General features: G+C 63.7%; 11 protein-coding genes. All 11 read left to right on the top strand.

The annotated features are described in order from the left end of the window. Positions 1–17 precede the first annotated feature (17 nt). Entirely contained in the window at positions 18–1,451 is a 1,434-nt protein-coding gene (locus tag ACN0X6_RS21215; protein WP_417707015.1) for a sigma-54-dependent transcriptional regulator, read from the top strand. Positions 1,452–2,220: 769 nt separating this feature from the next. Beyond that, complete coding sequence (locus ACN0X6_RS21210) at positions 2,221–3,639, top strand: polynucleotide adenylyltransferase PcnB (protein WP_417707013.1); 1,419 nt, start codon at positions 2,221–2,223, stop codon at positions 3,637–3,639. After that, positions 3,636–4,124: a 2-amino-4-hydroxy-6-hydroxymethyldihydropteridine diphosphokinase gene (gene folK, locus ACN0X6_RS21205; protein ID WP_417707011.1), complete on the top strand. Its 489-nt coding sequence runs from the start codon at positions 3,636–3,638 to the stop codon at positions 4,122–4,124. The genes ACN0X6_RS21210 and folK overlap by 4 nt, the downstream gene beginning before the upstream one ends. Positions 4,125–4,397: 273 nt before the next feature. Then, a complete protein-coding gene (gene panB, locus ACN0X6_RS21200; RefSeq protein WP_417707009.1) occupies positions 4,398–5,198 on the top strand; it encodes a 3-methyl-2-oxobutanoate hydroxymethyltransferase in 801 nt (266 codons plus the stop codon). After that, complete coding sequence (gene panC / locus ACN0X6_RS21195) at positions 5,195–6,052, top strand: pantoate--beta-alanine ligase (RefSeq protein WP_417707008.1); 858 nt, start codon at positions 5,195–5,197, stop codon at positions 6,050–6,052. Before panB ends, panC begins: the two co-directional genes overlap by 4 nt. Positions 6,053–6,132: 80 nt before the next feature. Continuing rightward, on the top strand, positions 6,133–7,797 hold the full coding sequence (pgi, locus tag ACN0X6_RS21190) for a glucose-6-phosphate isomerase (RefSeq protein WP_417707006.1): 1,665 nt from the start codon (positions 6,133–6,135) through the stop codon (positions 7,795–7,797). A 158-nt stretch (positions 7,798–7,955) separates the two neighbouring features. Further along, positions 7,956–9,893, top strand: a complete 1,938-nt coding sequence (gene acs / locus ACN0X6_RS21185) for an acetate--CoA ligase (protein ID WP_417707004.1) — start codon at positions 7,956–7,958, stop codon at positions 9,891–9,893. 70 nt (positions 9,894–9,963) lie between these two features. After that, the gene (locus ACN0X6_RS21180) at positions 9,964–10,836 is read left to right on the top strand and encodes an oxygenase MpaB family protein (RefSeq protein WP_417707003.1); all 873 of its coding nucleotides are present in this window, start codon (positions 9,964–9,966) and stop codon (positions 10,834–10,836) included. Positions 10,837–10,929: 93 nt separating this feature from the next. Continuing rightward, positions 10,930–11,946 carry a class I SAM-dependent rRNA methyltransferase gene (locus ACN0X6_RS21175; protein WP_417707002.1) on the top strand — a complete coding sequence of 339 codons (1,017 nt, stop codon included), beginning with the start codon at positions 10,930–10,932 and terminating at the stop codon, positions 11,944–11,946. A gap of 102 nt (positions 11,947–12,048) precedes the next feature. Next, positions 12,049–14,931 (top strand): DUF748 domain-containing protein, encoded by a 2,883-nt coding sequence (locus ACN0X6_RS21170; RefSeq protein WP_417707000.1) that lies wholly within the window; start codon positions 12,049–12,051, stop codon positions 14,929–14,931. Beyond that, positions 14,928–15,236, top strand: a complete 309-nt coding sequence (locus ACN0X6_RS21165) for a DUF2845 domain-containing protein (RefSeq protein ID WP_417706998.1) — start codon at positions 14,928–14,930, stop codon at positions 15,234–15,236. Before ACN0X6_RS21170 ends, ACN0X6_RS21165 begins: the two co-directional genes overlap by 4 nt. The last annotated feature ends 6 nt before the right edge of the window (positions 15,237–15,242 follow it).

The raw sequence follows: 15,242 nt of genomic DNA, 5'->3' as shown, positions 1-15,242 counted from the left end.
GTCGAGAGACCGAATTGATGCCACATATTCTTATCGTCGAAGACGAAACCATTATCCGCTCTGCCTTGCGCCGCCTGCTCGAACGCAATCAGTACCAGGTCAGCGAAGCTGGCTCGGTACAGGAAGCCCAGGAACGCTACAGCATTCCCACCTTCGACCTGATCGTCAGCGACCTGCGCCTGCCCGGCGCGCCGGGCACCGAACTGATCAAACTGGCCGAAGGCACCCCGGTGCTGATCATGACCAGCTACGCCAGCCTGCGCTCGGCGGTGGACTCGATGAAGATGGGCGCGGTCGATTACATCGCCAAGCCTTTCGACCACGATGAAATGCTGCAGGCCGTCGCCCGCATCCTGCGCGACCGCCAGGAAGCCAAGAGCGCACCAGCACCGACTGCCGCCAGCAACGCGCGCAGCGGCAATGCCGAAAAGGTGGTGGACAACGCCAACGGCGAGATCGGCATCATCGGTTCCTGCGCGGCCATGCAGGAGCTCTATAGCAAGATTCGCAAGGTAGCCCCCACCGACTCCAATGTGCTGGTGCAAGGTGAGTCCGGCACGGGCAAGGAGCTAGTTGCGCGCGCCCTGCACAACCTTTCCAAGCGCGCCAAGGCCCCGCTGATTTCGGTGAACTGCGCCGCCATTCCGGAAACCCTGATCGAATCAGAACTGTTCGGCCACGAGAAAGGCGCCTTCACCGGCGCCAGTGCCGGACGCGCCGGCCTGGTCGAAGCGGCCGATGGCGGTACGCTGTTCCTCGACGAGATTGGCGAGTTGCCGCTGGAAGCCCAGGCGCGCCTGCTGCGCGTACTGCAGGAAGGCGAAATCCGCCGGGTCGGTTCGGTGCAGTCGCAGAAGGTCGACGTGCGCCTGATCGCCGCCACTCACCGCGACCTGAAGACGCTGGCCAAGACCGGCCAGTTCCGTGAAGACCTGTATTACCGTCTGCACGTCATCGCACTCAAGCTACCAGCCTTGCGTGAACGAGGCAGCGACGTGATCGAAATCGCCCAGGCCTTCCTGGTGCGCCAGTACACCCGCATGGGCCGCGAGCCGTTGCGTTTCGCTCATGACGCCGAGCAGGCGATCCGCCACTATTCCTGGCCGGGTAACGTGCGTGAACTGGAGAACGCCATCGAGCGCGCGGTGATTCTCTGCGAGGGTGCGGAAATTTCCGCAGACCTGCTGGGCATCGACATCGAGCTCGACGATCTGGATGACGAGGACTTCGGCCTGCCGACGACTGCCGGGCAGAGCAATGGCAACAGCCACGAACCTACCGAGGATCTGTCACTGGAGGACTACTTCCAGCACTTCGTGCTCGAGCACCAGGATCACATGACCGAGACCGAGCTGGCCCGCAAGCTGGGCATCAGTCGCAAATGCCTGTGGGAACGCCGCCAGCGCCTGGGCATTCCGCGACGCAAATCCGGCGTGACCAGCGGCCCTTGACGGCACCGCCGCGGTGACAACCTGCCCGCGCACGGGTTCCACAAGTTGTTACCGTTTCAATATCTCGTAACAAAGGCCGGGTCTATCGGTAACGAAAACCCGGCCTTTTTCTCCCCCACCGAACCCCCATGATTGCCGCAAGCCTTTGATTTACAAGGATTCGCAAAAACTGGCACGGCATCTGCTTTATCTCTGGCACAACAACAATAACAAGCAATGCCCCACACAATAAGAACAAGACGTAACGACTCCAGAACAACAAAAACAACAAGGTACGGAGGCGCAGCTAACTGATTCTTTTGGAGAGGAGTTGCCGCGAGGGGTTCGCCCCAGCGACCAGACTGAGAACAATAAAACTGCCTCAAGGCAGCGCCGGAACTGGTTGATTAAGGCAGCATCAGCGTCCAAAGAAATCCGTTTGCTATTGGCTCCCCTCTCTGGGGAGCACCCGGTAAGCCACGGCAAGCCGGGAAGGGCCGAACAACAAAAACAACAGGCCCTCAATAACAATAAAAACATAGCACGCACCAACTTGGGGGGGAGCTTCGGCTCCCCCAGTAGCTTCCGCTCCTCGACTCCCCGCCTGCCGCCCTTCTACACACCTTCTCCCTACACGATGCTAGAATCCGCTGCAAACATGCGGTCATCGTTTCGCATGCAGTTGAAAAACCTTGCCGAAGCAAACTGCTTTCAACGCCGTGATGCTCACGCATTTTGATTTTCAAGCGCATGCGCAGCAGGCCGACCACTACTCCAAACAGTGCATCCCATGCTGAAAAAGCTGTTCAAATCTTTCCACTCACCTCTGCGCCGTGCCCCACGCCCACGCAGCACTCCCGAAGTGCTGAGCAGTCGTCAACACCCGCTCAAGCGCAACGAAATCAGCCGTCATGCCATCAGCGTGGTCGAGCGCCTGCAGAAGGCCGGCTACCAGGCCTATCTGGTCGGCGGCTGCGTACGCGACCTGCTGCTGGATATCGACCCCAAGGATTTCGACGTGGCCACCAGTGCCACGCCCGAGCAGGTCCGCGCCGAATTCCGTAACGCACGGGTGATCGGCCGCCGCTTCAAGCTGGTACACGTTCACTTTGGTCGCGAGATCATCGAAGTGGCCACCTTCCGCGCCAATCACCCCCAGGGTGACGAGGAAGAGAACAGCAATCTGGCGTCGCGCCACGAGAGCGGCCGCATTCTGCGTGACAACGTCTATGGCACGCTGGAAGACGATGCCCAGCGCCGCGACTTCACCATCAATGCGCTGTACTACGATCCGACCCAGGAACATATCCTCGACTACGCCCGTGGCATGCACGATGTGCGCAACCATCTGGTGCGGCTGATCGGTGACCCGGAACAGCGTTACCTGGAAGACCCGGTGCGCATGCTGCGTGCGGTGCGTTTCGCTGCCAAGCTCGACTTCGAGATCGAGAAGCACAGCGCCGCGCCGATTCGCCGTCTGGCGCCAATGCTGCGCGACATTCCCTCGGCGCGTCTGTTCGACGAAGTGCTCAAGCTGTTCCTCGCCGGTTACGCCGAGTACACCTTCGACCTGCTGCTCGAGCACGATCTGTTTGCCCAGCTCTTCCCGGCCAGCGGCGCGGCGCTCAAGCAGAATCCGCAGTACACCGAGAAGCTGATTCGCCAGGCGCTGATCAACACCGACGACCGCATCCACGATGGCAAGTCGGTCACGCCAGCCTTTCTCTTCGCCGCGCTGCTGTGGCCTGCGCTTCCGGCCCGCGTACTGCAACTACAGAACAAGGGCATGCCGCCGATTCCGGCGATGCAGGAAGCCGCCCATGAACTGATCGCCGAGCAGTGCCGGCGCATTGCCGTACCCAAGCGCTTCACCATCCCGATTCGCGAGATCTGGGACATGCAGGAGCGCCTGCCGCGCCGCAGCGGTAAACGCGCCGACCTGCTGCTGGAAAATCCGCGTTTCCGCGCCGGCTACGACTTCCTCCTGCTGCGCGAACTGGCCGGGGAAGACACCGGCGGCCTGGGCGAATGGTGGACGGACTATCAGGACGCCAACGACAGCGAGCGGCGGCAGATGATTCGCGACCTCGCCGGCAAAGGCGAAAGCACCGGCAACGCGCCGCGCAAACGTCGCCGCAGCAGCAACAATCGCCGTAAGCGCAGCGACGAAAGCGGCGGCGAAAGCGGCGGCGAAAGCGGCGGCGAATGATGGAGCGGGTTTACATCGGCCTCGGCAGCAACCTGGCCGAACCGCTGCAACAGCTGCGCGCGGCCTTGCATGCCATCGCGCAGTTGCCGCACAGCCAGTTGCAGGCGCATTCGTCGTTCTACATCAGCGATCCACTTGGCCCGGCGGATCAACCGCGTTACGTCAACGCCGTGGCGGCGCTGGATACCGAGCTGCAGCCCTGGCAGTTGCTCGATGCACTGCAACGCATCGAGCAGGAGCAGGGCCGCGTGCGCAAGGCCGAGCGCTGGGGGCCGCGCACATTGGACCTGGACATCCTGCTGTTCGGTGAGCGCCTGATCGACGATGAGCGCCTGACCGTGCCGCACTACCACATGCAGGCGCGCCCCTTCGTGCTCTATCCGCTGGCCGAACTGGCCGCTGAGCTGCAACTGCCGGATGGCCGCCGCCTCGATGCAATGCTGCAAGACTGCCCCTTTACCGGCCTGGAACGCCTGGCCGAGTAGCCCAACCGGCCTCTGTGGCAGGGGCCTCAGCCGCGCTCCGACAAGCTCGCCGCTCAAACGCCCCCGACAGGGCGATCCCTTGCGCAACCCGACATCCCGCGCATTGGCGGTAACGCCAGTAACAGAGCGGTAACACCTGCAATTGACTTCACGCCCCCCCATCAGGACTATAGGCGTCCCGTCGCCCTGCGCCGGACGCACCTTTGATGCCAATCCAGGCCGGATTGCAGCCGGATAGAAGCGGTATACCGAGCCTGAGCGAGGACCTTTGAAATGCCTGACGTTACCCTGACCACCCTGCAGAGCCTCAAGCAGAACGGTGAAAAGATCGCCATGCTGACCTGCTATGACGCCACCTACGCCGATGCAGCCTGCCAGGCGGGTGTCGACGTGTTGCTGGTCGGCGACTCCCTGGGCATGGTCCTGCAGGGCCACGACAGCACCCTGCCGGTCAGCGTCGAGGAAATGACCTACCACACTGCCTGCGTCAAACGCGGCAACCGAGGCGCATTGATCGTCACCGATCTGCCGTTCATGGCGTACGCCACCACCGAGCAAGCCCTGCACAACAGCGCCAGGCTGATGCAGGCTGGTGCGCACATGGTCAAACTGGAAGGCGCCGGCTGGCTGGCCGAGCCGATCCGTCTGCTGGCCGAACGTGGCGTACCGGTCTGCGCGCATCTGGGCTTGACCCCGCAGGCGGTGAACATTCTCGGTGGCTACAAGGTTCAGGGCCGCCAGGAGGCGCAGGCACGGCAGATGCGCGCCGATGCCATGGCTCTGGAGCAGGCCGGCGCTGCCATGCTGTTGCTCGAATGCGTGCCGAGCGAACTGGCCGCGGAAATCACCCAGGCAGTGAAGATTCCGGTGATCGGCATCGGCGCCGGCAGCGCCACCGATGGTCAGGTCCTCGTGCAGCACGACATGCTCGGGCTGTCGCTATCGGGCCGCGCACCGAAGTTCGTGCGCAACTTCATGGAAGGCCAGAGCAGCATTCAGGGTGCTTTCAGCGCTTACGTACAGGCAGTCAAGGACGGCAGTTTCCCTGCAGCCGAACATGGCTTTTCCGCATGAACACGGTAAAAACCCTGCGCGAGTTGCGCGCAGCCGTCGCCCAGGCACGGGCCGAGGGCAAGCAGATCGGCTTCGTGCCGACCATGGGCAATCTGCACGCGGGTCACGTGTCGCTGGTGGAAATCGCTGCCCAACGCGCCGACTTCGTGGTTGCCAGCATCTTCGTCAATCCGCTGCAGTTCGGTGCCGGCGAAGATCTGGACACCTATCCGCGTACCCTCGCCGCCGACCAGGAAAAACTGCTGGCGGCCGGCTGCCACCTGCTGTTTCACCCCGATGTCGCGGAAATCTACCCGCACGGCATGGGTGACCAGACCCGCGTCAGCGTTCCCGGCGTTTCCGAAGGCCTCTGCGGCGCGAGTCGTCCGGGGCATTTCGAAGGCGTCGCGACGGTGGTGACCAAGCTGTTCAACATGGTCCAGCCTGATCTGGCCGTGTTCGGCGAGAAGGACTACCAGCAACTGGCGGTAATCCGCGCGATGGTGCAGGACCTGAACATGCCGATCCAGATCATCGGTGCGCCGACTCAACGCGCCGAGGACGGCCTTGCCCTGTCCTCGCGCAACGGTTACCTCAGCGACGCACAACGCGCCACCGCCCCTGCGCTGTATCGGGGCCTGCAAACGATTGCCGAAGAACTGCGCCGTGGCGCTCGCGACTACGCACGGCTTATCGACGGCACTCAGGCGCAGCAACGCGCCGCTGGTTTCATCCCCGACTACCTGGAAATCCGCAATGCGGTGAATCTGCGTCCGGCACAGCTCGACGACCATCACCTGGTGATTCTGACCGCCGCGCAGCTGGGTAGCACCCGCCTGATCGACAATCTGGTGGTTGAACTGCCACGCCAGTAGCTGCCTGCAAAGGCAGCCGGTTACACTCTCGAAGGCCCGGATCGATCCGGGCCTTTTGCTTTTGTGGATCAGGAGCTCCGATGGCCTATTACCAGCAGCCTCAAGACGTCACCACCCTGCCCGCCTGGCAGGCCCTGCAGCAACATCGTGCCGAGATGGCCGGTTTCAGCATGCGCGAGGCCTTCGCTGCGGACACAAGGCGCTACCAGCGTTTTTCTCTCGACAGTTGCGGACTGCTGCTGGATTACTCGAAAAACCTGATCGATGAGCGCGGCCTCGAGCTGCTGATTCAACTGGCCGAGCAGGCCGGCCTGCAGGAGTCCATCGCCAACCTGTACAACGGTGAGCAGGTCAATGCTTCAGAAGGCCGCGCCGCGCTGCATACGGCGCTGCGCAGCCCGATCGGCCGCCGCCTGCTGGTCGACGGCAACGACATCATCCCCGAGGTCCATCGCGTCCTGAATCAGGTCACCGAGCTGGTCAGTCGCATTCACAGCGGGCTGTGGCGCGGCTACAGCGAAAAACCGATCAAGGAAGTGGTCAACATCGGCATTGGCGGCTCGTTCCTCGGCCCGCAACTGGTTTCCGAAGCGCTGCGTCCGTTCACCCAACGCGGTGTGCGCTGCCATTATCTGGCCAATATCGACGGCAGCGAATTCCGCGAGCTGACCGCCCGCCTCGATCCGGAAACCACCCTGTTCATCGTTTCCAGCAAGTCCTTTGGCACCCTGGAAACCCTCAAGAACACCCTGGCCGCGCGCGACTGGTACCTGGCCATGGGCGGCCCGGAAGAGCAATTGCACCGCCACTTCATCGCGGTGACCAGCAACCGCAAGGCCGCCATCGAATTCGGTATCGGCGAAGAGAACATCTTCCCCATGTGGGACTGGGTCGGCGGGCGCTATTCGCTGTGGTCGGCCATCGGCCTGCCCATCGCCCTGGCCATCGGCGTATCCAACTTCAAGGAACTGCTGGCCGGCGCCTACGCCATGGACCAGCACTTCACCCAGGCGCCGCTGGCCGAGAACATGCCCGTGCTGATGGCCCTGCTGGGCATCTGGTACACCAACTTCTGGGGCGCGCAGAGCCATGCGATCCTGCCCTACGATCATTACCTGCGTAACTTCACCAAGCACCTGCAGCAGCTGGACATGGAGTCCAACGGCAAGAGCGTGCGCCAGGACGGCACGTCACTGGACATCGCCACCGGGCCGATCATCTGGGGCGGCGTCGGCTGCAACGGCCAGCATGCCTACCACCAGTTGCTGCATCAGGGCCGCCTGCTGGTCCCGGCGGACTTCATCGTCCCGGTCAACAGCTACAACCCGCTCTCCGACCATCACCAGTGGCTGTTCGCCAACTGCCTGTCGCAGGCCCAGGCGTTGATGCAGGGCAAGACGCGCGCAGAGGCCGAAGCCGAACTGCGCGCCAAGGGATTGAGCGAAGACGAGGTGCAGCGCCTGGCGCCACACAAGGTGATCCCCGGCAACCGTCCGAGCAACATCCTGGTGATGAATCGCATCGCGCCGTTCGAGCTGGGCGCGCTGGTCGCGCTGTACGAGCACAAGGTATTCGTGCAGAGCGCGATCTGGGGCATCAATGCCTTCGACCAGTGGGGCGTGGAGCTGGGCAAGGAGATGGGCAAGGAGGTCTATCAGCGCCTGACGGGCCAGCTCGACAGTAACGCATCGGATGCCTCGACCCAGGGTCTGATCGCCCATTTCCGCGAGCATCATCGCGGCTGATCCCACCTATTGTCGCAGCCCGGCGCCAAGCGCTGGGCTGCGTCCCTGCTTTCGTCGCCTCGACTCTCCCCTTCCCTGGAACATCGCCCCTTGAACCAAGCACCTGCCTGGGTGCACCCTTGTGCCTGTTGCGGACAAACAATTACAAGGACCCCGCCATGTTCGAGATCACCCGTCACCCCGTGACCGACGCGGTGCGCCAGCGTGCACACCTGGATAACGATGCCTATCTGCGCCTGTACCAGCAGTCCGTCGAGCAGCCCGAAACCTTCTGGGCCGAGCAGGCCAAGGCCTTTCTTCAGTGGTTCAAACCCTGGGATCAGGTGCATGCCAGCGACCTGAAACAGGGCCACGCCGAGTGGTTCAAGGGCGGCCAGCTCAACGTCGCCTACAACTGCATAGACCGTCACCTGGAGCAGCGCGGCGAACAGATCGCCATCATCTGGGAAGGCGATAACCCGGCCGAGTCGGCGCACATCACCTACAACAAGCTGCACCACAACGTCAGTCGCCTGGCCAACGTGCTCAAGGGCCGTGGCGTGAAGAAAGGCGACCGGGTATGCATCTACATGCCGATGATTCCCGAGGCGGCCTACGCCATGCTCGCCTGCGCGCGCATAGGCGCCGTGCATTCGGTGGTGTTCGGCGGTTTCTCCCCGGACGCCCTGCGCGACCGCATTCTCGATGCCGACTGCCGTGCGGTGATCACCGCCGACGAAGGCGTACGCGGCGGCAAGTACATCCCGCTGAAGAACAACGTCGACAAGGCGCTGCAGAGCTGCCCGGACGTGTCCACCGTGGTGGTGGTCGAGCGCACTCAGGGTGACGTCGCCTGGGTTGAAGGTCGCGACCTCTGGTACCACCAGGCGCTCAAGGAAGCCAGTGCGGACTGCCCGGCCGAGCCGATGGACGCCGAGGACCCACTGTTCATCCTCTACACCTCAGGCTCCACCGGCAAGCCCAAGGGCGTGCTGCACACCACCGGCGGCTACCTGCTCGGCGCGGCGATGACCCACAAGTACGTGTTCGACTACCACGAGGGCGACATCTACTGGTGCACCGCCGATGTCGGCTGGGTCACCGGGCACAGTTACATCGTCTACGGTCCGCTGGCCAACGCCGCCACCACGCTGATGTTCGAAGGCGTGCCCAACTACCCGGACGCCTCGCGCTTCTGGCAGGTGATCGACAAGCACCAGGTCAACATCTTCTATACCGCCCCCACGGCCCTGCGCGCGCTGATGCGCGAAGGCGAGGCGCCGGTCAAGAGCACCTCGCGCAGCAGCCTGCGCCTGCTCGGCACGGTGGGCGAGCCAATCAACCCGGAAGCCTGGGAGTGGTACTTCCATGTGGTGGGCGATACCCGCTGCCCCATCGTCGACACCTGGTGGCAGACCGAAACCGGCTCCATCCTGATCACCCCGCTGCCCGGCGCCACCGACCTCAAGCCGGGCTCGGCCACCCGCCCCTTCTTCGGCGTGCAGCCGGTGCTGCTCGACGAACAGGGCAAGGAGATCGACGGCCCCGGCAGCGGCGTGCTGGCCATCAAGGCCAGTTGGCCGAGCCAGATCCGCAGCGTCTACGGCGATCATCAGCGCATGATCGACACCTACTTCAAGCCCTACCCCGGCTACTACTTCACGGGTGACGGCGCGCGCCGCGACGAGGACGGCTACTACTGGATCACCGGCCGCGTGGATGACGTGATCAACGTCTCGGGTCACCGTATCGGCACCGCCGAGGTGGAAAGTGCGCTGGTACTGCACGATGCCGTGGCCGAGGCGGCAGTGGTCGGCTACCCGCACGACGTGAAGGGCCAGGGCATCTACGCCTACGTCACCCTGATGAATGGCCAGGAGCCGTCCGACGAGCTGAAGAAGGATCTGCTGAGCCTGGTCGGCAAGGAGATCGGCAGTTTCGCCAAGCCGGAGCTGATCCAGTGGGCGCCGGGCCTGCCCAAGACCCGCTCGGGCAAGATCATGCGGCGCATCCTGCGCAAGATCGCCTGCAACGAGCTGGAGAACATGGGCGACACCTCGACCCTGGCCGACCCGAGCGTGGTCGACAGCCTGATCGATCAGCGCCTCAACCGCTGAGACTCGCGCCCGGCCTGAAAGGGCCGGGCGCATCTTGTCTTGTGCCTGCCAAGCGCCGAAACTGCGCGCCATGGAAAGCCTACGTCGTCAGATCGAAAAACAGGTGCACAGCCTCACCGGCGCTTCGCTGGGTGTGCTCGATCTTGACCAGCCGCGCGGTGATGCCGGCCTGTTCGGCCCCGAGTCGATGGTCTGGAAAGTCCATGCCGACTTTACCGCAATGATGGTCGGCGGCATCTCCGCCCTGCTCCTGCAGATGCTCCACCCGCTGGCACTGGCCGGCGTGTGGGACCACTCCACCTTTCGCCAGGACATGCTCGGCCGCCTGCGCCGCACCAGCCTGTTCATCGCCGGCACCACCTACGGCGGCCTGCACGATGCCGAGCGACTGATCGACAAGGTGCGCACCATCCATCTGCAGGTGGTCGGCAGCGCGCCGGACGGCCGCCCCTATGCCGCCAGCGATCCCGAGCTGCTGACCTGGGTGCATGTCTCCGAGGTCAGCCAGTTTCTCGCCGGTTACCTGCGCTATGTCGACCCGCAGCTAGCGATGGCCGAACAGGATCGCTACTACCGCGAAGTGGCGTTGATCGCCGAGCGCCTCGGCGCACAGGACGTGCCCACGTCGCGCCAGGCCATCGGCGACTACCTCGAGCGCATGCGTGCGCAGTTGCTGTGTGACGAGCGCACCCGCGAAGTGGTGCGACTGCTGTATGCCGCACCGATGCCCAACATGCTCGCCAAGCCCTTCGGCAACCTGATGATGCAGGCCGGCGTTGAGCTGCTGCCGGACTGGGCCAGCGATCTGCTCGGCGAGCATCAGGCTCCCTGGCGCCGTCCGCTGATTCGCAGCAGCGTGCAACGCACAGCCGGGCTGCTGCGCTGGGCGATTCGCAACAGCGCCGCACAGCGCGCCCACCGTCGTCTGCTGCCAATCTCGTAGGGCGGGTGCAACTCGCCGCCAGCATGCGCCACGCTCTCGAGCAGCGGCTTTTCTTGATAAACTGCCGGTCTTCCTTTCTCCGAGACGCCGCGCATGCCTTCTCTTGACCAGGCGCTGCGCGCCGCCCTCGCCGCTCGCGAAAACCTGCTCGCAGACCTGCATGCCCAAGGCACCGACTGCTACCGACTGTTCCACGGCAGTCAGGAAGGCGCGTCCGGCCTGACCGTCGACCGCTACGGCCCGCAGCTATTGGTGCAGAGCTTTCATCAGCCGCTTGCAGCCAGTGATCTGCACAGCATCGTCGGCAGCGTCGAAACCCATCTGGGACAGCCGTTGCTACCGGTCTACAACGACCGCTCCAGGGGCAATTCGCGGATCGATCGCGATCCGAGCCTGTTCCAGGCCGACGATGCTGCACTGGAGGATATGGTCGGCCGCGAATGGGGGCTGAATTACCGCGTACGCGGTCGGCATGCCGGACAGGACCCGCTGCTGTTTCTCGACCTGCGCAACGCCCGGGGCTGGATCAAGGCCAACAGCGTCGGCAAGTCCGTGCTCAACCTGTTCGCCTATACCTGCGGCGTCGGTCTGTGCGCCGCAGCGGGCGGTGCACGCGAGGTAAGCAACCTCGACTTCGCCCAGGGCAACCTCGCCGTGGGCCGCGAGAACGGCGCTCTCAATCCCGAGCTACCCGCCATGCAGTTCATCCAGTCCGACTATTTCCCGGCGATTCGTCAGTTGGCCGATCTGCCGATCAGCAGTCGACGCGGGCAAAAACTGCCGAGCTATCCGCGCCTGCAGCCGCGCCAGTTCGACCTGGTGTTCCTCGACCCGCCCGCCTGGGCCAAGAGCGCTTTTGGCACCGTCGATTTGCTGCGCGACTATCAAAGCCTGCTCAAACCCGCACTCCTGGCCACTGCCGAAGGCGGCACCCTGGTGTGCAGCAACAACCTGGCGAAGGTGGAGATGAACGACTGGCGCGCGCAGGTGCTGCGCTGCGCCGAGAAGCTCGGCCGCCCGGTGCAGGATTGCCAGGTGATAGTCCCTGCGCCGGACTTCCCTTCGCAAGACGCCAAACCGCCCCTGAAAACCCTGATCCTGCATCTGTGAAACGGGAAAAACATTCACTGCGAATACGGCTATAACGACCGGAACTGAACCGTCGTGCCATACTCCAAATCGTCTCCTCGTCTGGATAGATGACGCCAAGCCATGCCCAAAGGACTGAAGCGCGCGCTGAGCGCACTGTTGATCACCGTTTTCCTCTACAGCCTGATCGGCTTTCTGATTCTGCCGGGCATCGCCCTGCGTGTCGCCAATCAGCAGTTGGCGCAGTACGCCACGGTGCCCGCCTCGTTGCAGCGCGTGCAGCTCAACCCCTTCACGCTCGAGCTGAGCCTTTGGGGCCTGCGTGTCGGCGAGACTGACCAGGAGCAGCTCAGCTTCCAGCGCCTCTACGCCAATCTGCAGAGCGACAGCCTGTGGAGCGGTGCCCTGCACCTGAGTGACGTCGAGCTCGACGGCGCGCGCACCGAAATACTGTTCGCCAAGGACGGTACGCTCAATCTCACCCAGTTGTTCCGACTGCCGGAAAGCCAGGCGGAACCCAAGACAGAGAGCAGCGAGCCTTTCCCGCTGCGCATCGACAGCATCCGTCTGCGTGAGAAGTCACTGCGTTTTCAGGACCTGCGCCCGAGCGAGGCGGTGGAATTCGCCTATGACGCACTCGACCTTGAACTCAACAACCTCAGCACCCTGGCCGGCGACAACGCCGAAATGACCATGACCGCCAGCGGCCCGCACGGCGCCAGGATCGACTGGCGCGGCCAGGTCAGCCTGACGCCGATCACCTCCAGCGGCAGCCTGAGCGTCAGCGATGGTCGCCTGAGCACCTTCTGGCCTTACGTGCGCGACGTTTTGCCGCTGGTGCTCAAGGAGGGCCAGGTCGATCTCAGTAGCGACTATCGCCTCGACCTGTCCAGCGGCACCGAACTGCAACTGAGCAAGATCAAGGTGCAGCTGGCCCCCTTCGCCATCGACGATGCGCAAGGCAAACCGCTGGTACGCCTGCAACGCCTGGATATCGACAACACCAGCCTCGACCTGGCCAAGCAGCAGGTGGTGGTCGGCCAGGTGCGCAGCCAGGGTCTGGAGGCCTGGGCGGCGCGCGAAGCCGACGGCCAACTGGACTGGCAGAAACTGTTCGCCAAACCCGAAAGCCCCCAGCGCGAGGCCCCCGCCTCCACGGAGCAGGCCGGCGCAAGCAAGCCCTGGCAGGTACTGCTGCAGGATGTGCAGCTGCGCGACTACAAGGCCCACCTGGCCGACCGCGTACCGCAGCAGGAAGTGGCCGTGGAGGTCGGCCCGCTGAACCTCGACCTGAAGAATTTCGACAGCCTCGGCGACAAACCTTTCGACCTCAGGCTCGACACCGGCCTGGGCAAGCAGGGCAAGCTGCAGGCAGCCGGCAACGTGCAACTGAGCCCGACCAGTGCTCAGCTCCAGATCGCTACGCAAGACATCGACCTGCGCCTGGCGCAGGCCTATCTGAGCCCCTTCATTCGCCTGGAGCTGCGCAGCGGCCTGCTCGGCACTGACCTCGACGTGCAGCTCAAGAGCACCGACCCCCTGGCGCTCAGCGTCACCGGCAGCGCCAGGGTCGATCAGTTGCATACCCTGGATACCCTGCGCGAACGTGATTTCGTGCGCTGGAAACAGGTGCGGGTGAATGGCCTCGACTATCGCCACGGTGAAAGCCTGGCCATCGAGCGCGTCGAACTGGATCAGCCTTATGCACGCTTCGTGATCAACGAGAACCTCACCACCAACGTCAGCGAGCTGATCGTGCCGCAGCCGGCGGCACCGAAGGAGAGCAAGGCCGATGCGGGCAAGCCGCTGGCGATTCGCATCGGCGGCGTAGCCATCAATGACGGCTCGGCCAACTTCGCCGACTTCAGCCTGACCCCCAGCTTCGCCACTGCCGTTCAGCAGATGAACGGGCGCATCGGCGTACTCGATAATCAGCAGCCGCAAGCCGCCAGCGTCGATATCCAGGGCAAGGTCGACCGCTACGCGCCAATGAGCATCAAGGGCAAGCTGACGCCGTTCGATCCGCTCAACAGCCTGGACATCGCCACCAGCTTCAAGAATGTCGAGCTGACCACCGTCACCCCCTACTCCGGCAAATTCGCCGGTTATCGCATCCGCAAGGGCCGCCTCAACCTCGACCTGCACTACCGCATCGAGAAGGGCCAGCTCAATGCCGAGAACAAGGTGCTGGTGGAAAACCTGCAGCTGGGCGAACGCGTCGACAGCCCCGACGCAGTGGACCTGCCGATTCGCCTGGCAGTCGCCCTGCTCAAGGACACCCAGGGGCGCATCGCCATCGAGTTGCCGGTACAGGGTGATCTCAACAATCCGCAGTTCAGCGTCATGCCCATCGTCTGGCAGACCCTGCGCAATCTGGTGTTACGCGCAGCCCAGGCGCCATTCACGTTCATCGCCGGGCTGGTCGGCGGCAGCAATGTCGACCTCAGCACCGTGCCCTTCGTCGCCGGCTCTGCAGAGCTGCAGGACGACGCGCGCCAGGCGCTGGACACGCTGGCCAAAGCGCTCGAGGAACGCCCGAATCTGCGCCTGGAGGTTGAAGGCCAGGCCGCGCAGAGTGCCGACGGCCCGCTGCTGGCCGAACAGCGTCTGCAACGCGAATTTCGCGAAACCTGGTACAAGGTGCTGCAACGCCGCGGTGACAAGGTGCCCGCCAGCCCCGATGAGTTGACGGTCGCCGAAGACGAACAGGCCGCGCTGCTCGAAGGCATCTATCGCACGCGGCTCAAGCAGCAGCCGCCTGCCGAATGGAGCGAACTGGACAGCGAGCAACGCCAGCAGAACATGCGCAAGGCGGTGCTGGACTCCTGGGCTCAAAGCAAGCTGCTGTTGCGCCAACTGGCTCAGCAACGTGCTGCAACGATCAAGGATTATCTGGTTGAACAAGGTGGGTTGTACGATGAACGCGTCTACCTGATCGATGCCAACCTGGGTGAACCCGAAGCCGATGGCCGCGTGTTCACCACCTTGCACTTGGACAGCCAATGATCATGCGCCGCTTATCCATCACCACGCTCACCACCCTGGTTGCCGGCCTGATCAGCATCGGCGCGCAGGCCGACACGCTGCGTTGCGGCAGCTCCCTGGTCAGCCTCGGTGACCGCACGTTCGAGGTCGAGCGCAAATGTGGCGCGCCAGTGCACCGTGATCCGGTCGGCTACACGCTGGGCTCCTATGATCGTCGCGAGTACATGATCGAGGAATGGGTATACGGCCCGAGCAACGGCATGCTCAGCATCCTGCGCTTCGAGGGTAACCGTCTGACCGCCATCGAACGTCGTCGCGAGCGCTGAGCGGGA

The organism is Pseudomonas sp., assembly GCF_048269965.1.
GTDB lineage: Bacteria > Pseudomonadota > Gammaproteobacteria > Pseudomonadales > Pseudomonadaceae > Aquipseudomonas.
This window is presented reverse-complemented; position numbering and strand designations above follow the sequence as displayed.